Source organism: Micromonospora sp. DT63, from assembly GCF_049841615.1.
GTDB lineage: Bacteria > Actinomycetota > Actinomycetes > Mycobacteriales > Micromonosporaceae > Micromonospora.
Genome location: NZ_JBNCKQ010000013.1, coordinates 45,407 through 65,522 on the forward strand (window position 1 = coordinate 45,407; position 20,116 = coordinate 65,522).

The following is a 20,116-nucleotide window of genomic DNA, read 5'->3' on the forward strand; positions in this document are numbered from 1 at the left end:
CCCCGTCATCCGGTTCTTACCGGCCGCTCGCCACCCCCAACGCTGGCGTGTCGCCTCGGCAACGCGGTCAGCCCCGCGCCTTCAGCCGGTCACGTGACGTCTCGACGCAGGGGCAGCAACAGGGCGATCGCCGAGGCGGCCACCGCGTACGCGGTGAGCAGGAGAGCGCCGGCCGCCGGTGGGAGCAGGTTGACGGTGCCGCTGCCGAGTTCCGTGGAGATGGCGTCGGCGACGTAGGTGAAATCGGTCAGCGCGGCGGTGGCTCCGCCGGGCAGGATCGGGTAGAGCGTGTTGAGTCCCGGGATCATCATCAGCACCGGCTCCCCCACGTACAGATAGCCGATCACGACGCACAGCGCCGCGACCTGGTGGTGGATGAGAGCGCCCATCCCGGCCCCGAGGAGCAGGTAGACCACCATCGCGACGGCGATACGGCCGAGCAGCGCCAGCACCGTGGAGGCTGGCAGACCGAGTGGGACATCGCGGGCGGCGGCGACAGCGAACAGCGCCACCGCGGCGGTGCCCGCGAGAACGAGCCCGTACGCGAGGCCAACGGCCGCGTACGTGGCGAGTTTGGCGGCGAGCACCCGCCCACGGCGCGGAGCGAAGAGAAAGGTGACCGCGGCGGTGCGGTGTCGGTACTCGGAGGTGACCGCCAGGGCCCCGGCGGCGGCCGGCACGAACGCGGTGTAGCCGAGAATGCCGAGGATCGCGCGGAGGCCGGCCTCGGTGTCCAGACCGGGCATCGGTGGATCGAAGTTCTCCGGTCCCGCCAGCGCCATGGCCCCGAACATGCCCCCGCCCAGCACAGCTGCGGCGAGCAGCAGGCCGCCCCACATGCGGGTGGCCAGCAGCCGGCGGAACTCCGCTCTGATCAGGTGGTTCATCAGCTGACCGCCTTGTCCGTGGTGAGGTGGAGGAAGAGTTCTTCGAGACTGGGAGTCTCGACGACCAGCTCGTGCACCCGAACGTGGTGGGCGGCGGCGAGATCGGCGATGCTCGGCGCGTCCAGCCCTCGCACCCGCAGCCGATCGGGCCGGACGGCTTCGACGTGCGGTGCCGTGCCGCCGTTGGGGGGGTCGGCCGTCAGAACGGCAGCGAGCGCGTCCGCGTCGGGTGAGGTGACCAGCACCGCTGGCGGGCCGGCGAGCCGGGAACAGGGCCCGGCGGCGACGAGTTCGCCACGCCGGATCACCACGACGTCATCCACGAGCTGCTGGATCTCGCCGAGCGCGTGGCTGGAGATCAGGACGGTGCGGCCCTCGTCGGCGAACTGACGCAGAAAGCCGCGCAGCCACGACACGCCTTCCGGGTCCAGGCCGTTGCCGGGCTCGTCCAACAGCAGTACGCGGGGATCGCCGAGCAACGCCGTGGCGAGGTTGAGCCGCTGCCGCATGCCCGTGGAGAATCCTCGGGTGCGACGGTGCGCGGCCTCGGCGAGGCCGAGCAGGTCGAGCAGGGTGGTGACCCGGCTGTCCGGATATCCGCCCATCGCGGCGTAGACGCGCAGGTGGTCGCGGGCGGTGTGTCCAGGGTGGAACGCGTTGGCGTCGAACACGGCGCCGACAGTGCGCGAGGGCCGGGCCAGTTGGCCGTACGGCAGGCCCCCGATCGTGGCGGTGCCACTGGTCGGCGACACCAGCCCGGTCATCATGCGCATCGTGGTGGTCTTGCCGGCGCCGTTCGGGCCGAGGAATCCGGTGACGACACCGGGCTGCACGGTGAAGCTCAGATCATGCACGGCGGTCACGTCACCGTAGCGCTTTGTCAGGCACGACACCTCGATCGCGAGGTGGTCGCCGGTCACGCGCGGGCCGCCATGGCACGCGTGATCGTCTCCACGAGGCCTGGCGCGGCCGGGCTGGAGAGCACTACCTCGTCGAACTCGCCGCCTGCCGACGCCCGGTCCAGAACGAGGTGCAGCCCCGGTTCCGCACGGCGGGCCGCCACGAGCTGCCGAGGACCGCCGTACAGGCCCCATACTCCGATCTTGGCGAAGCCAGACACCACGTATCCCCGGCGGGCGCCACGGGCCAGACGGAGCGGGTTGTCCACCAGGGCGACGTGCCGCACCGCGGTGAGGGGCAGTGCGAACTGCTCCCGCCCGACCCAGACCCGCTCCCATCCGGTGAACCGAATGTCGATCACTTCGTTGGTCACCATGACCGATGCCATCAGTCATCCCCTTTCGTCGTGTCGGAGTCGTCCGTCGGCGCAGGCGCACGCCTGTCGGTCGTCGGCAGATCGGTGGGCAGCAGAACTGTCGCCAACAGTCGCGGTATCCGTTCACCGCCGGGCTGGTTGCCGAGCAGCGGGCCCACCAGTGCGGTGAGACCGGCGGCGAACTCGCCCAGTTCGGCGTCGGTCAGGTGCAGCACGAGTTGCTGATAGCCCACACCGTCGGCGGTGAAGTCGATCCGCTCCCGGGCGAGATAGCGGGAGAACTCCGACAGTAGGCTCGACATGAACGCCGTGAAGTACCGCGCATGGTCCTCCCGCGTAGCCGTGGCGAGGGCCGCCGGGTCGAGCGTCGCGCCGTGCGCGGGCAACGCGTACACCCGCTCGACGGTGCCGCGAACCCTGCGTTCGTCAACCACCTCGACCAGCCCTGCCTTGACCAGGATCGCCAGGTGCCGGTACATCGTGGCCTGCGGGACATCGGGCAGCAGCTCAAGCAGCCCTTGTGTGGTCAGGCGTGTGCCCGCGACCGCACGCAGGATCCGGATCCGCACCGGATGCAGCGCCAGGTCCGCCCAGCGCTCTCTCGACATCTCCACGACCGAACGGTATCACTCTCGATAATGAGAATGGAAGACCGTGTTCCACAACGAACGGCTGGGCGCTCGCGCCCCCCGACGTCGGCTAACGGGCGGCGAGACGGCGGCGGACCTTGTCCCGGATCGGCTCCGGCAGGTCGTCCGCGTCGAGCAGGCGGGGCAACAGCTCCGGCTCCAGGCTGGTCGCCCGGAACACCTCGCCGATGGTCACCCCGTGCGCGGGCCGCTCCACCACCTCGACCGGGTCGCCGGCACCCACCTCGCCCTCGCGCAACACCCGCAGGTACGCCCCCGGGGAGGCCCGCACGGTGAAGCGCCGGATCAGGTCGGGCACGCCCCAGAAGCCCGCGAACGTCGTGCAGGGGGTACGCGGCATCGTCACCTGGAGCAACGCCGTGCCCACCGCCCACTGTTCGCCGATGACCGCGCCGGTCACGTCGACGGCGTACGTGGTCAGGTTCTCCCCGAAGCCCCCCGAGCGGATCGACCGGCCGATCTCGGCCGACCACCACGCGGCGTCCTCCTCGGCGTACGCGTAGACGGCCTTGTCCGGCCCGCCGTGCACGGACCGCTCGCCGATGAAGTCACCGGCCAGGCCGCCGGCGAGCACCGCCACCGGCCCGTCGACCGATCGCTTGTCGATGCCGCTGCGACCGCTCGCGTCGCCCGCCCACGCCGCCTCGGTCACGATGCCGAGATTCACCGCTGCCACCCTGCCCGTCATGGCGGACAGCCTAGGTGAATCCGCGGTCCGGGCTTGACCTTGACGCTGCGTCAACCCTCCATGCTGACTGCCATGAGCATCCCGCCAACAACCGACCAGGTCGAGCAGACCGTGATACACGTGCAGGGCCTGGAGAAATCGTTCAAGCAACTGAAGGTGCTGCGCGGCGTGGACATCGACGTCGCGCGCGGCAGCATCTTCGCCCTGCTCGGCTCCAACGGGGCAGGCAAGACCACTGTGGTGAAGATCCTGTCCACGCTGCTCAAGGCCGACGGGGGAACCGCCCGGGTCAACGGTTTCGACGTCGCGACGCAGGCCGCCGAGGTGCGCGAGTCGATCAGTCTCACCGGGCAGTTCGCGGCGGTCGACGAGATCCTCACCGGACGGGAGAACCTCGTCCTGGTCGCCCGGCTCAGGCACCTCAAGGACCCGGGCGCCATCGCGGACGACCTGCTGCGGCGCTTCTCGTTGACCGAGGCGGGCACCCGGAGGGTGGCGACGTACTCCGGTGGCATGCGCCGCCGGCTGGACATCGCGATGAGCCTCATCGGCAACCCACCGGTGATCTTCCTCGACGAGCCGACGACCGGGCTGGACCCGGAGGCACGCATCGAGGTGTGGCAGGCCGTCAAGGATCTGGCCGAGGCGGGTACGACAGTCCTGCTCACCACCCAGTACCTCGACGAGGCGGAGCACCTGGCCGACCGGATCGCGATCCTGCACGACGGCCGGATCATCGTGAACGGCACCCTCGACGAGCTCAAGCAGCTCCTCCCACCCGCGACGATCGAGTACGTCGAGAAGCAGCCGAGCCTGGAGGACGTCTTCCTCACCCTCGTCGGCGCCCGAACCCACAAGGAACAACGATGAACAGGCATTTCGTCGGCGACACCGCCGTTCTCCTCGGACGCTCGCTGCGCCACATCGCCCGCAGCCCGGACACCATCATCACCACCGCGATCATGCCGATCGCCTTCATGCTGCTGTTCGTCTACGTCTTCGGCGGCGCGATCGAGACCGGGTCCGACTCGTACGTGAAGTACCTGCTGCCCGGCATCCTGGTCATCACGATCGCCTCGGGCATCTCCTACACCGCCTTCCGGCTCTTCCTGGACATGAAGGGCGGCATCTTCGAACGGTTCCAGTCCATGCCGGTCGCCCGGTCATCCGTGCTGTGGGCGCACGTCCTGACCTCACTGGTCGCCAACCTGATCTCGCTCGTCGTCGTCGTCGGCGTCGCCCTGATCATGGGCTTCCGGACGGGGGCGGGGGTGTCGCAGTGGCTCGCGGTCGCCGGCATCCTGGTCCTGTTCACCCTGGCGCTGACCTGGATCGCCGTGATCCCCGGCCTCACCGCGAAGACGGTGGACGGCGCGAGCGCGTTCTCCTATCCGCTCATCTTCCTGCCGTTCGTCAGCTCCGCCTTCGTGCCCACCGGGTCCATGCCCGGCCCGGTGCGCGCCTTCGCCGAGCACCAGCCGGTGACCTCCATCGTCAACGCGATCCGGGACCTGTTCAGCCAACAGCCGGTCGGCACGGACATCTGGATCGCCCTCGCCTGGTGCGTCGGCATCCTCGTCCTCGCCTACCTGTTCGCCAACGTCACCTACCGTCGCAGGATCTCCTGAGCTGGCTGGCGTACCGGACAAGGTGAGTGAGAGCAGGATCAGAGCATGCTGACGATCAGTCAACTCGCGGCGTACGCCGGCGTCACGGTGCGGGCGGTGCGGCACTACCACCAGATCGGACTGCTGCCCGAGCCGGAGCGGGACGCATCGGGCTACCGGCGCTACGGCGCGACGGCTGTCGTGTCCCTCATCAAGATCCGCACCCTCGCCGACGCCGGCGTGCCGCTGTCGCAGATCAGTCGGATGCTCGACGCCGACCCGTCAGCCTTCGCCGAAGCGATCCGGACCATCGACGGCAACCTGCGCGACGAGATCGAGCGGCTGCAGACCAGCCGCACACACATCGCGCAGCTCACCGCCGGGGACAGCCTGGCGCTCCCACCGGAGGTCGCCGCCTATCTCGACCGGCTCCGGGCCATCGGGGCGTCACAGCGGATGGTGGAGGCCGAACGCGACGGGTGGATCCTGGTGGCGGCGCGCTGGCCCGACCGCATCGTCGAGTGGATGCCCGGCAAGAGCGCCGCTCTCGATGATCCGCAGGTCGTCCGGCTCTACCGGGTGCTCTCGGAGATCTTCGACGGTGACGAGCAGGACGACCCGCGGCTGGCCGAGGCCGCCGACATCATGGCCTGCCTGGCGGAGCAGGCGTACGCCGCCGGCGATTTCCTGCACGCCGAGGAGGCCGACGACGACATTCCGCACGACCTGATCGACGCCCTCGCCGACGAGGCGGACCCGCGGGCGCAGCGGCTGCGGGAGCTGATGCGCGAGCGGGGTTGGTCCGGTTGGAACCGGATGGAGCGGCTCGCCGAGCCGCCCCGCAAATGACCGCCGGCCGGCGCGGTCAGCCCTTGACGGCGCCGGCCACGAGGCCGGAGACCATCCGTCGCTGCACCAGCAGGAAGAAGATGATGACCGGCAGGGTGAACAGGGTGGAGGCGGCCATGACCGGCCCCCAGTTGGTGTCGTCGCGGCCGAAGAAGAACGTCATCGCCACCGGCAGCGTGTAGCGGCCCTGGTCGTTGATGAACGTCAACGCGAAGATCAGCTCGTTCCACGCGGTGATGAAGGAGAAGATGCTGGTGGCGACCAGGCCGGGCGCGACCAGCGGGAACAGCACCCGCCGGAACGTCTGGGCCCGGCTCGCGCCGTCGATCGCCGCCGCCTCCTCCAACTCCTTGGGCACGGCGGCGACGAACCCGCGCAGCATCCAGACCGCGAACGGCAGCGAGAAGCCGAGGTACGTGAGGATCAGGCTGGGCAGGGTGTTGTAGAGCCCGAGCCGCTGGATCATCAGGAACAGCGGGATGACCAGCGCCTCCAGCGGGATCATCTGCACCACGAGCAGCATGATCAGGAAGCTGGTCCGCAGTTTGAAGCGGAACCGGGCCACCGCCGTCGCGGCGAGCAGGGCGACCAGGCCGCTGAGCACCACAGTGGACACGGCGACGATCGCGCTGTTGACGAAGAAGTCCAGGAAGCTGACGCCGGGGATCAGGTTGCCGGTCAGGATCTCCCGGTAGTGCGCCAGCGTCGGGTGGGCCGGCACCGGCTGCGGGGTGGACGAGAAGATCTCGCTGCTCGGCTTCAACGAGGTCGAGATCATCCAGTAGACCGGGAACGCCGCGAAGAGCGCGACCAGCAGCCCGGCCGCGTTGAGGGCCACCTTCTTCACGACTCGTCCTCCTGCCTGAGCACCATCCGTACGTAGAAGCCGGTCACCACGAGCAGGATCAGCGTGAGGATCACCGCGATCGCCGCGCCGAGGCCGTACTTCGGCGGCGGGGAGAAGGCTTCGGCGTACGAGTAGATGGAGAGCATGAACGTCGGCCGGTCCTGGGTGCCGCCGGCCAGGACGAACTGCTGGGTGAAGACCTTGAAGTCCCAGATGGTGGAGAGCACGATCAGGATTCCGAAGACCGGCCGCAACAGCGGGAACGTGATCTTCCAGAAGACCCGCCACGGGCTGGCGCCGTCCACCCGGGCCGCCTCGTGCAGCTCACTCGGCACGCTCTTCAGGCCGGCGAGCACGCTCACCGCGATGAACGGGAACGAGTGCCAGACCACCACCAGGGTGAGGATGGCGAAGAAGAGCAGCGGCGAGTTGAACCAGCCGTAGCCGGTCCAGTCGCTGCGGCCGAACAGCGCCTGGGAGAACCCGTCCGGCAACGCGTTGAACAGCCAGGTGACCAGGCCACTGGTGTCGTCGAAGATCCACTTCCAGACGATCGTGCCGGTCAGCGCCGGGGTGGCCCAGGCGAGCATCACGCAACTGGCCACGAAGGTGGCCATTTTGCGGCCGAGCCGGTTGAGCAGCAGCCCGACCAGAGTGCCGAGCACCATCGTGAGCAGCACGTTCGCCGCGGCGAACAGCACCGTGTTGCGCAGCACCGTCAAGAAGAACGGGTCGGAGAGGATGTCGGTGTAGTTGCCGAGCCCCACCCACGGCCACTCCCGGTCGCCGCGCAACTGCCGGACGCTGTTGAGCCGGTAGAAGGACATCGCCACCACCTGGCCGAGCGGCCAGAGCAGCAGCACCCCGATGATGACGAGTGCGGGCAGGAGCAGCAGGTAGGGCAGGCGGTCCACCGGGCGACGCCGCCGCGCGGGGGTCTCCCGCGCGGCGGACGTCTCCGGCACCTCGGTCAGCGTGGTCACTTGGAGTTGAGGATGCTTTCCATCTCACCGGCCGCGTCAGCGGTAGCCTTCTCGACCGTCTTCTGACCCTTCATGACCGAGCTGTTCATCGCCTGGGTCACCGTCTTCGTCCGGCTGACCTCCACCCACTTCGGGGTGAGCGGCGTGAGCTTGGTGTTCTGCATGGTGGTGGCGAACGCCGCCATGACCTTGTCGTTGGCGTACGTGTCACCGGCGACGAGGTCCTTGTAGACCGGGAAGAAGCCGAGGCTGCTCGCGAAGCTCTGCGCGTTCTTCTTGTTCAGCAGCACGGTCAGGTAGTCCCAGGCCAGATCCTGGCGCTCGCTGTCCTTCCAGATCGCCACGTCCGAACCACCGGCGAAGCCGGGCGCTGCCTTGCCGTCCGGGCCGGGGATCGGGAACGTACCCCAGACCTTCTCGATCTCGGGGTTGTCCTTCTTGATGGCGCCCTGCTGCCAGCTACCGGCGAACGCCATGGCGGCCTTGCCGGTGGCGAACTGGGTACGCGCGTCGATCTCGTTCCAACCGGCGGCGGCCGGCGGGGCCACCTTGTGGACGGTCACGAGGTCGGTCCAGTACTTGACGGCCCGCTGCGCCTCCGGCGTCGTGTAGCCGGACTTCCAGGCGCCGCCCTGGTTGGTCGCGATCTCCGCGCCCGCGCCCCAGAGGAAGGAGTAGAAGGGCAGCTCGGAGTTGCCCGGCAGCGCGATGCCGTAGGTGCCCGGCTTCTTCGCCTGCACGGCCTTGGCCACCGTGACCAGGTCGTCCCAGGTCTTCGGCGGCTGGACACCGGCCTCGGCGAACCAGTCGGTGCGGTAGTAGATCGCCCGCACGCCCGCGTACCAGGGGACGCCGTACTGCTTGCCGTCGAGCTGCGCGTTGCGGACCAGGTCGGGCAGCAGGTCCTTGCCGTCGGCCCAGCCGCCCATCCGGCCGCTGACGTCGGCGAGCGCCTCCTGCGCGGCCCAACCCTGGGTCTCGGTGTTGCCCAGCTCGGTGATGTCCGGTCCCTCACCACCGGCGAGCGCGGCCTGGAACTTCTTGGGCGCCTCCAGCCAGGGGATGTACTGCACGACCACATCGGTGTCGGGGTGCTTCTGGCGGAACTCCGCCTCGACGCCGTCGAGGAACTTGTTCTGCGCGTCGCCGCCCTCGCCCATCATCCAGACCGTGAGCTTGCTGTCGTCGCCCGCCTTGTCGTCGGAGCCTCCACAGCCGGTCAGCACCATCGCGGCCGAGGCCACCACGGCGGTGACCGGGGCCAGCCGCTTCCACCTGTTCACGCCACTTCTCCCCTCGCGCCGCCTGGAACTTACCTTCTCCGCCGCACCTTAGTACGAAGAAATCCTTTACGACAGTGGGCGGGGAGGCCGAAGCGTCGCGACCGTACCGCAGGGAACCGACCCGACGGGTCGTGGCGTAGGGCCGAATCTGGGCACTTCACCACGAAAGAGCGCCCGACCAGTGGTCGGGCGCCCTTTTCCGTGGTGCGGTGATGCCAGGTTGTTACCGGGTGACGCGGCGGCGGCCACCCACGCCGGCGACCAGCGCGACAGCGATCGCGGCAACCACGACCTGCACCAGCAGCTCGGTCCAGTCGATACCGGCGGTCTCGGTCGCGATACCCATCGCCCGCGCCAGCACCGTGCCCAGCAGAGCCGCACCGACACCGATCAGCAGGTGCAGCCACATCGGCATGTTCTGCCGACCCGGAACAACCAGGCGGCCGAGCGCCCCGACGATGAGACCAACAACGATGGCAGTGATGATGCCCCACACGGTGAGCTCCACGGTCGCCCTCCTTCTAAGAATGTCTGACACACAATGTGTGCTTCCTGTCGTGACGACTTAGTTCCCGACCCACCGAAAAACCAAACCGACTTCGTCGCCCAGACGATCACGACTTGGCCAACAACGGCACGTTCCACCGGGCGACGCGTCCGCCTCGCGCATCGGCCGGGCCGTGCACCACGCCGCGGCGTGATCGACTCCCCTTCGGCGATATCGCCGGTCACCCGACTCCCGCCATCGGCGCCGTGGAGCCCGAGCACGCCGGCAGCGTGATCGACCGGGCTGAGCGCGCGGTCAGCCGCCGAAGTGCTGCGCATCATCGCCACGAACGTCGCACGACTGCGCGAGGACGCTCTGCCAGGCGATTCCGGCGCTGCCACCCGTCCCGTTCAGCCGCGCCCGCGGGCGCTCCGGCCGGGTGGCGCGGGGGTCGCGCGGCGGGTCGTGCGGGTCGCGCGGGGGTCGACTCCACTGCGCCGGGCCACGCGGGCCGCGCACGAGCATGATCGACCCCACTGCGCCGAGGTGGCGGTGTCCGGCGAACCGGATGCCACCACTTCGGCGCACTGGAGTCGATCGGTGCGGAGCGATAAACACCAACAGGCGCTCCACCCGCCGACCCGACAAACGCCGAGGGGCGCCCGGCCTGTCGGCCGGGCGCCCCTCGGAAGTGGTTCGGTGTTACCTGTGCTGGTGTTATCGCGTGACGCGGCGGCGGCCACCCACACCGGCGACCAGCGCGACAGCGATCGCGGCAACCACGACCTGCACCAGCAGCTCGGTCCAGTCGATACCGGCGGTCTCGGTCGCGATACCCATCGCCCGCGCCAGCACCGTGCCCAGCAGAGCCGCACCGACACCGATCAGCAGGTGCAGCCACATCGGCATGTTCTGCCGACCCGGAACAACCAGGCGGCCGAGCGCCCCGACGATGAGACCAACAACGATGGCAGTGATGATGCCCCACACGGTGAGCTCCACGGTCGCCCTCCTTCTAAGAATGTCTGACACACAATGTGTGCTTCCTGTCGTGACGACTAAGTTCCCGACCCAGCGAAAAACCAAACCGACTCAGCCGCACAGAAGTTGCCGGCGTCGATGCCGAACGGCTGCGTCGATTGGGGTGGGAGCGCGTCCACACAGGTCAGGCAACATGTTGCCCAGGGCGACGACCCCGCCTCACGGCCAAAAAAATTCCTCCACCATCGACCCGCCCGGGCGGGCCTACGCCCACCCGGGCCGGTGATCAAGAGGTTCGCGTCAGGATCCGGACCTCAACTGACACAAACCTCTTGATCACCGGGACACAGGAGGCGTCACCGGGACGCAGGAGGCGTCACCGGAGCGCAGGAGGCAGGTACCGGGACGCAGGAGGCGGGACCGGGGGGACCGGGGACGGGGGGCTTACTTCTTTGGGGCCTTGGTGTCGCCGGAGTCGGAGGACAGGGCGGCGATGAAGGCTTCCTGCGGCACCTCGACGCGGCCGACCATCTTCATCCGCTTCTTGCCTTCCTTCTGCTTCTCCAGCAGCTTGCGCTTACGGCTGATGTCACCGCCGTAGCACTTGGCGAGGACGTCCTTGCGGATCGCGCGGATGGTCTCCCGGGCGATGACCCGGCTGCCGATGGCGGCCTGGATGGGCACCTCGAACTGCTGGCGCGGGATCAGGGTGCGCAGCTTGGCGGCGATGGTGACGCCGTAGTTGTACGCCTTGTCCTTGTGCACGATGGCGCTGAACGCGTCCACCGGCTCGCCGTGCAGCAGGATGTCCACCTTCACCAGGTCGGACGCCTGCTCGCCGGACGGCTCGTAGTCGAGTGAGGCGTAGCCCTTGGTCCGGCTCTTCAACTGGTCGAAGAAGTCGTAGATGATCTCGGCGAGGGGCAGCGTGTAGCGCAGCTCCACCCGGTCGGCGGAGAGGTAGTCCATCCCGAGCAGGCTGCCGCGCCGGCCCTGGCAGAGCTCCATCACCGCGCCCACGTAGTCGTTGGGCGTCAGGACGGTGGCTCGGACCACCGGCTCGTACACCTCGGCGATCTTGCCGTTGGGGTACTCGCTGGGGTTGGTGACGACGATCTCGGCGCCGTCGTCGGTGATCGCCCGGTACACCACGTTGGGGGCGGTGGAGATCAGGTCGAGGTTGTACTCGCGCTCCAGCCGCTCCCGGATGATCTCCAGGTGGAGCAGGCCGAGGAAGCCGCAGCGGAAGCCGAAGCCGAGCGCGCCGGAGGTTTCCGGCTCGTAGTCCAGGGCGGCGTCGTTGAGCTTGAGCTTGTCCAGGGCCTCACGCAGGTTCGGGTAGTCGGACCCGTCGATCGGGTAGAGGCCGGAGTAGACCATCGGCTTCGGGTCCTTGTAGCCACCGAGCGCCTCGGCGGCCGGCCGGCTGTTGATGGTGACCGTGTCACCGACCCGGGACTGCCGGACGTCCTTCACGCCGGTGATCAGGTAGCCGACCTCGCCGACGCCGAGCGCCTCGGCCTTGACCATCTCCGGTGAGATGACACCGATCTCCAGCAGCTCGTGCACCGCTCCGGTGGACATCATCTTGATCCGGTCGCGGGCGCTGATCCGGCCGTCGATGACCCGGACGTAGGTGACGACGCCGCGGTAGACGTCGTACACCGAGTCGAAGATCATCGCCCGGGCGGGCGCCTCGGCGTCGCCGACCGGCGGGATGAACTGCCGGACGATCTCGTCGAGCAGGTGCGGCACTCCCTCGCCGGTCTTGCCGGAGACCCGGATGCAGTCGGCGGGGTCACCGCCGATGAGGTGGGCCAGCTCCTCGGCGTACTTCTCCGGCTGGGCGGCCGGCAGGTCGATCTTGTTGAGCACCGGGATGATGCGCAGGTCGTTCTCGAGCGCCAGGTAGAGGTTGGCCAGGGTCTGCGCCTCGATGCCCTGCGCGGCGTCGACAAGCAGCACGGCGCCCTCGCAGGCGGCCAGCGACCGGGACACCTCGTAGGTGAAGTCGACGTGCCCCGGGGTGTCGATCATGTTGAGCACCGCGTGCTCACCGGCCCGATCGCCCTCGCGGATGGTCCACGGCATCCGGACGGCCTGGCTCTTGATGGTGATGCCGCGCTCGCGCTCGATGTCCATCCGGTCCAGGTACTGCGCGCGCATCTGCCGCGGGTCGACCACGCCGGTGAGCTGCAACATCCGGTCGGCCAGGGTCGACTTCCCGTGGTCGATGTGGGCGATGATGCCGAAGTTCCGGATGCGACCGGGGTCGGTGGCACCAGGGGCGTTCGCGCCGGGATCGAGCTTCGGTGGCACAGCGGTCCGTTCTGGTCGGCTGACGTGAACAGGCCGGCGCACCGCCGGCCCCCTCCATGTTCCCACGCCGCCGGGGTACGCCCACTGCGCGGGCGACGGATCGGTCCCGAGGACCTCTCACTCCAGGGGCGGCTCGACGAACAGCGCGGCCAGCCGGGGCAGGCGGCGGCGGGCCTCCTCCTCGTCGTCGAAGTCCCAGAAGTCGTTGAGATCGGGCGTACGCACCGGCTCGCGGTCCTCCGGCAGCTCCGACGCGGTGGCCTTGCGGTACGCGTCCCAGGGCACCGAGAGCATCTGCTCGGCGGAGAACTCCTCCCCGCTGAGCGAGGCGGCCCGCACCTGGGGCAGTTCGGCCAGCGAGTCGGGGTCGCCGACCGCGCGGGCGAAGACCGCCCGCCCCTGGGTCATCAGCCAGCCCCGGAAGTGCTCGAAGCCGTCCGCCGACGCGCCGCCGTTGATCAGGTACGCCGCGCCCCACAGATCCGCCTTGTGCGAGGCCGCCAGCACCCGCCGCTGGTGGTGGGCGTACCCGACGATGTCCTCCGGGTCGCGCTCGGCGAGCAGCGCGATGGCCCGCGCGGCGACCGGCCCGGGCTCTCCCCCGCCTCCGGCGCGGGCCTGGTCGATCAGCTGCCAGAAGTCCTCGGTCCTCATGGCTTGGCAGTCTGGCAGTGTCGCCGCGCGCCGCGCACGTACCCCGGGGCAGCATGGTGGGGTGTCCTCCCCGCCGCTGCCCCCGGTGCCGTACCACGCGGGTGCGCTGCGCCCCTCGTGGCAAGACCTCCCGGCCGCGCTGCGGGCCGCGATCGCCGGGCGCCTCGGCGTGCCGGTGGTCACCGCCCGGACCGCCGCCGCCGGCTTCACCCGGGGGTTCGCCGCCGTGCTCCACACCGCCGACGGCGCTCGGGCCTTCGTCAAGGCGGCACCCGCCGTCGAGCAACCGCGCCTCGTGCAGGCGTACGCGCGGGAGGCCGCGATCCTCGACCGGCTGCCGGCCGGCCTGCCGGCGCCCCGCCTGCGGTGGACGCTGGACGAGGCCGGCTGGTTCGCGCTGTGCACCGACGCGGTCGACGGCCACACCCCGCGCCTGCCCTGGACGCTCACCGAGCTGGACGCCACGCTCGCCGCGTACGCCCAGGTCGCCGCCGCCCTGGCCACCCCGCCGGCCGGGCTGACCGCGCTCGGCCTGCCCCAGCTCGCCGAGCTGGCCCGCGCGGACATCCTCTGGTGGGAGGAGGTCGCCGCCGGCCGGGAGCCGCTCCCGGCGCTGCCCTGCGCCGCCCGGGGTCGACTGCCCGAGCTGGTGGCGCTGGAGTCCCGCCTCCCCCGGTACGCCCACGACGCGACCGGCATGATCCACGGCGACCTGCGGGTGGACAACGTGCTCATCGGCGGTGACGGACGGGCGTGGTTCTGCGACTGGACCTGGGCCTGTTCCGGGCCGGCCTGGTTCGACCTCGTGGGCCTGCTGCTCACCGCGTACGCCAGCGGCCTGGACACCGACCGCCTCTTCGCCGAACACCCGGCGTCGGCGGGCGCTCCCCCGGACGCGCTGGACGCCACCCTGGCCGCGCTGGCCGGCTACTACCTCACCGGAGCGGACGCGACAGCGGCCACGGCCTCCCCGCACCGGTCGGCGCACCAGCGGTGGAGCGGCGAACAGGCCCTCGACTGGCTCGCCCGCCGACAGGGCTGGCGGTGACGCGGGGCCGGCCCGGCGCACGCGGAGCCGGTCTGGCGGTGACGCCCCCGCCGGCTGCCGGTGACGCGGAGCCGGCCTGGCGGGGGCGTAGTCTGGTGGTCGTCGGGCCGGGATGGGCCGCGCGATGACCGAGCCGTTTTGGCTCGTCCCGGGCGACCTGGTAACCTGGCTCTTCGCGCAGCGATGACGCATGTTCGTCATCCCGTGCAATAAGCTGACCAACCCGAGCTATCAAGACGAGGCTGTCGCGTGGCGAACATCAAGTCCCAGATCAAGCGCAACCGGCAGAACGAGAAGGCCCGGCTGCGCAACAAGTCGGTCAAGTCGTCGCTGAAGACCGCCGTCCGGAAGTTCAACGAGGCTGCCGAGGCCGGTGACGTCGAGAAGGCCACCGCCCTCATGCTGGACGCCTCTCGCAAGCTGGACAAGGCCGTCAGCAAGGGCGTGATCCACTCCAACCAGGCCGCGAACCGCAAGTCCGCGATCGCGAAGCGCGTGGTGGCGCTCTCCGCCTGACGACTTCACCGTCAGACTGATTCGGAAAGCCCCGGACCCTCGGTCCGGGGCTTCCGTGTGTCCACGGACAGGTCGACGGCCTGACGTGGGGCCGGCGGCCCGATCGGCGTGCCCGTGCCTCGGCCGGCGGTCAGTCCAACGGGTCGGTACGGCGCGTGGGCCGCACCGGGTCGGCCGTGACCACCACCGAGGTCACCGCGTTCGCGACCCGGGCCCGGCCGACGACCGGCTCCATCTGCCGACGGAAACGGTCCCGCTCCTGCTCGGGCACGAGCGCGGCGGAACGGACCACCACGGCGGCCACCATGTCGTTGAGCTTGACCATCGCCGCCACCACCACGGGCAGCACCACCACCGCCCACCAGGTCACCAGCTCCGCCAGGGCGAGCAGCACCGCCAGGGCGATGGCGCCTTCGAAGAAGAGGAAGCAGAGCACCCCGCCGGGGTTGACGAACCGCAGGCCGAGGAGCCGGGCGTAGAGCGGCCGGTACCTCTCCTCGTCGGCGGGCATGGTGGCCCACGCCGTACGGTTCGGCCGCGTCACCGGCCGCTGCCCTGCCGGGCGGCCGCCACCGAGAAGACCGCGCGCTCCAGGGCGTACGCCCGGTCGTCCGAGCCGCCCTTGACTGCCGCGTTGCACTCGGCGGCGACCTGCATGGCCTGGACCAGCCCCTCCGGCGTCCAGCCGCGCCCCTGCCGCTGCGCCCGCTCGATCTTCCAGGCCGGCATGCCGAGACTGCTGGCGAGCTGGTACGGGTTGCCCCGCCCGGCCGACGCCACCCGGGCCACCGTACGCACCCCGTCGGCCAGGGCGTCGGCGATGGGCACCGGGTCGACACCGACGTGCAGGGCCCAGCGCAGCGCCTCCAGGGCGGCCGGCACATCGCCGACCATAGTGGCATCCGCCACCGTGAAGCCGGTCACCTCGACCCGCCCCCGGTAGTAGCGGGCCACCGTCTCGGCGCTGATCCGCCCGTCGGTGTCGGCGATGAGCTGGGAGCAGGCGGCGGCCAGTTCGCGCAGGTCGTTGCCGACCGCCGCGATCAACGCCTCGGCGGCGTCGTCGGTGCACCTGCCGCCGGACCGGCGGATCTCGTCTCGGACGAAGGCGACCCGCTCGCGGTGCCCCTTGAGCTTGGCCGCCGGGATCACCGTCGCGCCTGCCGACCGCAGCCCGTCGGCGAACGCCTTGCCCTTGGCGCCACCCAGGTGCAGCACCAGCAACTGGACGTCCGGGTCGGGGTTCTTCGCGTACGCCAGGAGCGCGGCGACCAGGTCCTTGCGGGCGTCCTGACCGGAGCGCAGGATGAGCAGCCGCCGCCCCCCGAACAGCGACGGGCTGAGCATCTCGGCGATCTCACCGACGGTGAGCGCACCTGCCTGGTACTCGCGAACGTCCACCTCGGTCTCGACGCTGCGGACCCGCTCGACAGCTTCGGTCACGGCGCGCGTGGCGAGCAGCTCCTCGTCGCCGAGGACGAGCAGAATGGGGGCGAGGCTGGCGGGGGTCACGTCGCCCATATTCGCACGGCCCACGGCGGGTACGGGCCTGCTCATTCGCCGCCCGGTCGGTGCAGCCCGCACTAAGCGCAAATCCAGACATTTACCTCGATTCGCCATTTAATCCGCAAGACGGTCGCCATTTCATCAGCCGCGCTGCAATTTCCACGGCAGAACCGGCCCACTCCCGCGACGGCAGAGCCGGCCCACCTCGCGACGGCAGAGCCCGCCTGCCCGCCGTCGAGTCTCACGGCGGCCGCCCGGGTCGCACCCCTCGACGGGCCACCGCCAGCCCGTCGCCGGTCCGGATCGCCGCCAGGTCACCATCGGTGTCGGTCCGCAGGACCCGGGCGCCGCCTCTGCTGAGCCGGGCCAGAAGCGACGGGCTCGGGTGCCCGTAGGTGTTGCCCGCGCCGACCGGCACCAACGCGACGGCCGGCCGGACGGCGGCCAGAAAGCTGTCGTCCTGGTACGCCGAGCCGTGGTGGGCGACCTTCAGCACGTCCGCCCTCAGCTGCTCCGCCGCCGTCCGGGCCAGCACGGCGTGCTGCTCCTCGGTCTCGGCGTCGCCGGGCAGCAGGATCCGCACGCCGGCGACCGTGGCCCGCAACATCAACGAATTGTTGTTCGGATCGGACCTGGTGCCGGCCAGCGGGTACGGCGGACCGAGCACGAGCAGGTCGACACCGCCGACCCGATGCAGCGCCCCGGCGGTGGTGCCGAGCAGCGTGGCCCGCCCGCCCATCGCCGCCGCGCGGACCACGTCCCGGCCACTCGCCGGGTCCGTCGATGGCGGGGTCAGCACGGCGGACACCCGCCGGCCCCGGAAGACGCCGGCCACGCCGCCCACGTGGTCGACGTGGAAGTGGCTGACCACGAGCAGCGGCACCTCGGAGATGCCGAGCCGGCGCAGGCACGCGTCCACCGCGCTCGGGTCCGGGCCGGCGTCGACCACCACCGCCCGACCAGGAGCGACGGGCAGCACCAGGGCGTCACCCTGACCCACCGCGCAGGCCACCACCACCCAACCGCGCGGCGGCCAGCCGGTGGCGATCAGCCGGACTCCGAGGACGCCGAGCAGCGCCGCGGCGGCGACGACCGCCACCAGCCGGCGCACCAGCGGTCGACGTGCGGCGACCAGCAGCGCCACGGTCAGCCCGGCCAGCAGCAGTGCGCCCCACGCGCCACCCGGCCAGGGCAGGGTGCCGGCCGGGAGGCGGGCGCCCTGGCGGGCGATGATGACCAGCCACCAGGCGGGCCAGCTTGCCAGCCACGCGACGAACCCGGCCCCCGCCGGCCAGAGCGGTGACAGCACGGCGGCCGTCACGCCCAGCACCGTCGCGGGGGCGATGGCCGGCACCGCCAGCAGGTTGGCCGGTACGGCCACCAGGCTGACCGTGCCGGAGATGCCGGCGACGACCGGGCCGCAGGCCACCTGGGCGGCCGCCGGCACCGCCAACGCTTCGGCCAGTCCGGCCGGGACGCCCCGGCGGCGCAGCCCGTCGCGCCAGCGCGGCGCGAGCAGCAGCAGACCGCCGGTGGCCAGCACGGACAGCGCGAACCCGGCGTCGCCGGCCAACTCGGGGTCGACCAGCACCAGCACCGTCACGGCGGCGGCCAGCGCGGGCAGCGCGGCCCGAGGTCGGCCGGCGGCCAGTGCGACGAGGCCGATCGCCCCCATCGTGGCGGCCCGGACGACGCTCGGCGACGGCCGGACCAGGATGACGAACCCCACCAGCGCCACCCCGCAGAGCAGACCGGCGAGCCACGGGCCGGCGCGCGCCCAGCGGGCCAACAACAGCACCGCACCCAACACGATCGCGACGTTGCTGCCCGAAACGGCATTGAGGTGCGTCATTCCGGTCGCCCGAAAGTCCTCCTCGACGGCGGGCGACAGGCGGCTCGTGTCGCCCACCACCAGCCCGGGAAGCAGGCCACCTGGATCGTCGGGAAGGGGAGCGCAGGCCCGTTGCAGGCCGGCGCGCAGCGTGCCGGCGGCGCGCTGTGCCCAGGACGGCGCACCATGACGCTCGGGGGGCCCGGTGGCGCCGAGCACCGCCGCGGTGAGATCGCCGCCGCGCGGAACGCCGAGGCGACCCTCGGCCCTCACGCGCTGACCAGGCAGCAGACCTCGCCAGCCCGGGTCGGTGGCCAGGACCAGCAGCCGCGCCGACGTCCGAATCCGCTGGCCGTTTGGACCGGTCAGCCGGATCAGCTCACTCGACGTCAGCAGCATGCCGGGACGGCCGGCGGATCGGATCGGACGCGGATCGTCGCGGACAACCAGCTCGGCGCTGACCGGAGCGCGCTGCTCGGCCAGGACGCGGATCGGCGGCGCGTCCCGGACGGCCAGGCGGCCAGCGGTCGCCGCCGCGCCACAGAGCACCCCGAGGCCGACCGCGACGGCGACCCAGCCGTGCCGACGAGCGGCAGCGCGGGGGTGGCCGAGTCGGCCGAGCAGGTGCAGGGCGCTCAGCGCCGACAGCACGGCCGCCGTCCCGCCCACCAGCAGGAGCGGACGGACGCCGACGTGCAGGCCGGTGAGCGCGGTGAGCCAGGCTGCCACGGCCAGCCCGGCGAGCCGGAGATCCGGCGGTGGCGTCCGGGGTCGGACGGGGTCCGGGTGGCTCGACGGCGTGGGATGCGTGCCGCTCACACCGTCACCAGATCCTTGAGCTGTTCGTAGCGCGCGTCACCGATGCCGTCCACCTGACGCAGATCGCCGACGCCCTTGAACCCGCCGTGCTGATCCCGGTAGGCGAGGATCCGCTGGGCGAGCACCGGCCCCACCCCGGGCAGCTGGTCGAGCTGGGCCAGCGTCGCGGTGTTGAGGTTCAGCGGACCGCCGGCGGCCGGTCCCCCACCGGCAGCAGGATCGGGCGCACCCCCCGGCACCGGTGGCGGCGTCACCCCGACCACGATCAACTCGCCGTCGGTGACCTTGCGGGCGGGGTTGAGCAGCGCCACGTCGACCCCGGGCAGCGGGCCACCGGCCGCCTGCACGGCGTCGGCGAGCCGGGCACCGGCTGGCAGACGCACCAGCCCGGGCCTGCGCACCTTGCCCGCGACGGCCACCACCAGCTCGCCGGCCGGCGACGCGCTCCCCTGCTCCGCCGGGACGGCCGGGGCCGCCGCGCCGGTCGACTGGGTTACCGGTTCCGCGTGCGGCCGGGACCGCCACGCCCAACCAGCGGCGGCCAGCACCACCACGAGGGCGACGACCGCCAACGCGCGGACGCCCCGCCGCCCCGGATCGAACGCACCCGGGCCGGGCAGCCGTGCGGCGGCGCCGCCGTCGGGCTCGGCGGGAACGTGCGCAGCCGGGTCGGTCACCGGCGCACCGACCCGGGGTGGCGGCACGCCGAGCGGGAGCGCCTCCGCGAGCGACGCCGCGCCACCCGTGGTGGCCGTCAACCGGCGCAGACGCTGACGTACCGCTGTCTCCTCGTCGTCTGACACGCCGCGACGCTAGGACGCCGGACGCCACGAGAGAGTCATCGCGGGCCCGACCTGTGGACAGCCGACGCCTCTGTGGACAACG

At 71.1% G+C, this 20,116-nt stretch carries 21 protein-coding genes; 5 read left to right on the forward strand and 16 right to left on the reverse strand.

The window, feature by feature from the left end; translation table 11 throughout:
• Positions 1 to 89: 89 nt before the first annotated feature.
• The 5 genes from ACLQ27_RS30870 to ACLQ27_RS30890 all read right to left on the reverse strand — a co-directional run bounded on the left by ACLQ27_RS30870 (position 90) and on the right by ACLQ27_RS30890 (position 3,501).
• On the reverse strand, positions 90 to 887 hold the full coding sequence (locus tag ACLQ27_RS30870; RefSeq protein WP_425870045.1) for an ABC transporter permease: 798 nt from the start codon (positions 885 to 887) through the stop codon (positions 90 to 92).
• Positions 887 to 1,807, reverse strand: coding sequence for an ABC transporter ATP-binding protein (locus ACLQ27_RS30875; RefSeq protein ID WP_357576048.1), 921 nt, complete (start codon positions 1,805 to 1,807; stop codon positions 887 to 889). The genes ACLQ27_RS30870 and ACLQ27_RS30875 overlap by 1 nt, the downstream gene beginning before the upstream one ends.
• Positions 1,804 to 2,175, reverse strand: coding sequence for a hypothetical protein (locus tag ACLQ27_RS30880; protein ID WP_425870047.1), 372 nt, complete (start codon positions 2,173 to 2,175; stop codon positions 1,804 to 1,806). Before ACLQ27_RS30880 ends, ACLQ27_RS30875 begins: the two co-directional genes overlap by 4 nt.
• Positions 2,175 to 2,771, reverse strand: a complete 597-nt coding sequence (locus ACLQ27_RS30885) for a helix-turn-helix domain-containing protein (protein WP_425870111.1) — start codon at positions 2,769 to 2,771, stop codon at positions 2,175 to 2,177. Before ACLQ27_RS30885 ends, ACLQ27_RS30880 begins: the two co-directional genes overlap by 1 nt.
• Positions 2,772 to 2,862: 91 nt before the next feature.
• On the reverse strand, positions 2,863 to 3,501 hold the full coding sequence (locus ACLQ27_RS30890; protein ID WP_425870049.1) for an MOSC domain-containing protein: 639 nt from the start codon (positions 3,499 to 3,501) through the stop codon (positions 2,863 to 2,865).
• 72 nt (positions 3,502 to 3,573) lie between these two features.
• Here ACLQ27_RS30890 and ACLQ27_RS30895 point away from each other — a divergent pair, with 72 nt between their 5' ends.
• From ACLQ27_RS30895 to ACLQ27_RS30905, 3 genes are read left to right on the forward strand one after another with little or no spacing between them, the layout of a single operon-like run.
• Positions 3,574 to 4,371, forward strand: a complete 798-nt coding sequence (locus ACLQ27_RS30895) for an ABC transporter ATP-binding protein (RefSeq protein WP_425870051.1) — start codon at positions 3,574 to 3,576, stop codon at positions 4,369 to 4,371.
• Positions 4,368 to 5,129 carry an ABC transporter permease gene (locus ACLQ27_RS30900; RefSeq protein ID WP_425870053.1) on the forward strand — a complete coding sequence of 254 codons (762 nt, stop codon included), beginning with the start codon at positions 4,368 to 4,370 and terminating at the stop codon, positions 5,127 to 5,129. The genes ACLQ27_RS30895 and ACLQ27_RS30900 overlap by 4 nt, the downstream gene beginning before the upstream one ends.
• A 45-nt stretch (positions 5,130 to 5,174) precedes the next feature.
• Positions 5,175 to 5,957 (forward strand): MerR family transcriptional regulator, encoded by a 783-nt coding sequence (locus ACLQ27_RS30905; RefSeq protein WP_357498390.1) that lies wholly within the window; start codon positions 5,175 to 5,177, stop codon positions 5,955 to 5,957.
• A gap of 16 nt (positions 5,958 to 5,973) precedes the next feature.
• On the opposite strand, the gene ACLQ27_RS30910 is transcribed toward ACLQ27_RS30905, so the two are convergent.
• The 7 genes from ACLQ27_RS30910 to ACLQ27_RS30940 form a co-directional block, all read right to left on the reverse strand.
• Positions 5,974 to 6,804 carry a carbohydrate ABC transporter permease gene (locus tag ACLQ27_RS30910; RefSeq protein ID WP_234587171.1) on the reverse strand — a complete coding sequence of 277 codons (831 nt, stop codon included), beginning with the start codon at positions 6,802 to 6,804 and terminating at the stop codon, positions 5,974 to 5,976.
• A complete protein-coding gene (locus ACLQ27_RS30915) occupies positions 6,801 to 7,787 on the reverse strand; it encodes a carbohydrate ABC transporter permease (protein WP_234587169.1) in 987 nt (328 codons plus the stop codon). Before ACLQ27_RS30915 ends, ACLQ27_RS30910 begins: the two co-directional genes overlap by 4 nt.
• Positions 7,784 to 9,070 (reverse strand): sugar ABC transporter substrate-binding protein, encoded by a 1,287-nt coding sequence (locus tag ACLQ27_RS30920; RefSeq protein ID WP_425870056.1) that lies wholly within the window; start codon positions 9,068 to 9,070, stop codon positions 7,784 to 7,786. The genes ACLQ27_RS30915 and ACLQ27_RS30920 overlap by 4 nt, the downstream gene beginning before the upstream one ends.
• A gap of 223 nt (positions 9,071 to 9,293) precedes the next feature.
• A complete protein-coding gene (locus ACLQ27_RS30925; RefSeq protein WP_007463997.1) occupies positions 9,294 to 9,578 on the reverse strand; it encodes a GlsB/YeaQ/YmgE family stress response membrane protein in 285 nt (94 codons plus the stop codon).
• Positions 9,579 to 10,274: 696 nt separating this feature from the next.
• Positions 10,275 to 10,559: a GlsB/YeaQ/YmgE family stress response membrane protein gene (locus ACLQ27_RS30930; RefSeq protein ID WP_007463997.1), complete on the reverse strand. Its 285-nt coding sequence runs from the start codon at positions 10,557 to 10,559 to the stop codon at positions 10,275 to 10,277.
• A 423-nt stretch (positions 10,560 to 10,982) separates the two neighbouring features.
• Positions 10,983 to 12,857 (reverse strand): translation elongation factor 4, encoded by a 1,875-nt coding sequence (lepA, locus tag ACLQ27_RS30935; RefSeq protein WP_425870059.1) that lies wholly within the window; start codon positions 12,855 to 12,857, stop codon positions 10,983 to 10,985.
• 117 nt (positions 12,858 to 12,974) lie between these two features.
• The gene (locus ACLQ27_RS30940; RefSeq protein ID WP_357498382.1) at positions 12,975 to 13,511 is read right to left on the reverse strand and encodes a DUF4240 domain-containing protein; all 537 of its coding nucleotides are present in this window, start codon (positions 13,509 to 13,511) and stop codon (positions 12,975 to 12,977) included.
• A 61-nt stretch (positions 13,512 to 13,572) separates the two neighbouring features.
• Here ACLQ27_RS30940 and ACLQ27_RS30945 point away from each other — a divergent pair, with 61 nt between their 5' ends.
• Both ACLQ27_RS30945 and rpsT read left to right on the forward strand, forming a co-directional pair.
• Entirely contained in the window at positions 13,573 to 14,559 is a 987-nt protein-coding gene (locus ACLQ27_RS30945; RefSeq protein WP_425870061.1) for a phosphotransferase, read from the forward strand.
• A 249-nt stretch (positions 14,560 to 14,808) separates the two neighbouring features.
• Complete coding sequence (rpsT, locus tag ACLQ27_RS30950; RefSeq protein WP_007464006.1) at positions 14,809 to 15,075, forward strand: 30S ribosomal protein S20; 267 nt, start codon at positions 14,809 to 14,811, stop codon at positions 15,073 to 15,075.
• A gap of 130 nt (positions 15,076 to 15,205) precedes the next feature.
• On the opposite strand, the gene ACLQ27_RS30955 is transcribed toward rpsT, so the two are convergent.
• The 4 genes from ACLQ27_RS30955 to ACLQ27_RS30970 form a co-directional block, all read right to left on the reverse strand.
• Complete coding sequence (locus tag ACLQ27_RS30955; protein WP_357498467.1) at positions 15,206 to 15,586, reverse strand: hypothetical protein; 381 nt, start codon at positions 15,584 to 15,586, stop codon at positions 15,206 to 15,208.
• Between the two features lie 29 nt (positions 15,587 to 15,615).
• Positions 15,616 to 16,596: a DNA polymerase III subunit delta gene (holA, locus tag ACLQ27_RS30960; RefSeq protein WP_234586908.1), complete on the reverse strand. Its 981-nt coding sequence runs from the start codon at positions 16,594 to 16,596 to the stop codon at positions 15,616 to 15,618.
• A 226-nt stretch (positions 16,597 to 16,822) separates the two neighbouring features.
• Positions 16,823 to 19,231 (reverse strand): ComEC/Rec2 family competence protein, encoded by a 2,409-nt coding sequence (locus tag ACLQ27_RS30965; protein ID WP_425870063.1) that lies wholly within the window; start codon positions 19,229 to 19,231, stop codon positions 16,823 to 16,825.
• Positions 19,228 to 20,034 (reverse strand): helix-hairpin-helix domain-containing protein, encoded by an 807-nt coding sequence (locus ACLQ27_RS30970; RefSeq protein WP_425870065.1) that lies wholly within the window; start codon positions 20,032 to 20,034, stop codon positions 19,228 to 19,230. The genes ACLQ27_RS30965 and ACLQ27_RS30970 overlap by 4 nt, the downstream gene beginning before the upstream one ends.
• Between the last annotated feature and the right edge of the window lie 82 nt (positions 20,035 to 20,116).

What these genes read in the sequence shown, in the direction of transcription:
- ACLQ27_RS30870 (WP_425870045.1), bottom strand. Translation starts at nt 887, where the DNA reads ATGAACCACCTGATCAGAGCGGAGTTCCGCCGGCTGCTGGCCACCCGC.
- ACLQ27_RS30940 (WP_357498382.1), bottom strand. Translation starts at nt 13,511, where the DNA reads ATGAGGACCGAGGACTTCTGGCAGCTGATCGACCAGGCCCGCGCCGGA.
- ACLQ27_RS30880 (WP_425870047.1), bottom strand. Translation starts at nt 2,175, where the DNA reads ATGGCATCGGTCATGGTGACCAACGAAGTGATCGACATTCGGTTCACC.
- holA (WP_234586908.1), bottom strand. Translation starts at nt 16,596, where the DNA reads ATGGGCGACGTGACCCCCGCCAGCCTCGCCCCCATTCTGCTCGTCCTC.
- ACLQ27_RS30900 (WP_425870053.1), top strand. Translation starts at nt 4,368, where the DNA reads ATGAACAGGCATTTCGTCGGCGACACCGCCGTTCTCCTCGGACGCTCG.
- ACLQ27_RS30885 (WP_425870111.1), bottom strand. Translation starts at nt 2,771, where the DNA reads ATGTCGAGAGAGCGCTGGGCGGACCTGGCGCTGCATCCGGTGCGGATC.
- ACLQ27_RS30955 (WP_357498467.1), bottom strand. Translation starts at nt 15,586, where the DNA reads ATGCCCGCCGACGAGGAGAGGTACCGGCCGCTCTACGCCCGGCTCCTC.
- ACLQ27_RS30895 (WP_425870051.1), top strand. Translation starts at nt 3,574, where the DNA reads ATGAGCATCCCGCCAACAACCGACCAGGTCGAGCAGACCGTGATACAC.
- ACLQ27_RS30905 (WP_357498390.1), top strand. Translation starts at nt 5,175, where the DNA reads ATGCTGACGATCAGTCAACTCGCGGCGTACGCCGGCGTCACGGTGCGG.
- ACLQ27_RS30890 (WP_425870049.1), bottom strand. Translation starts at nt 3,501, where the DNA reads ATGACGGGCAGGGTGGCAGCGGTGAATCTCGGCATCGTGACCGAGGCG.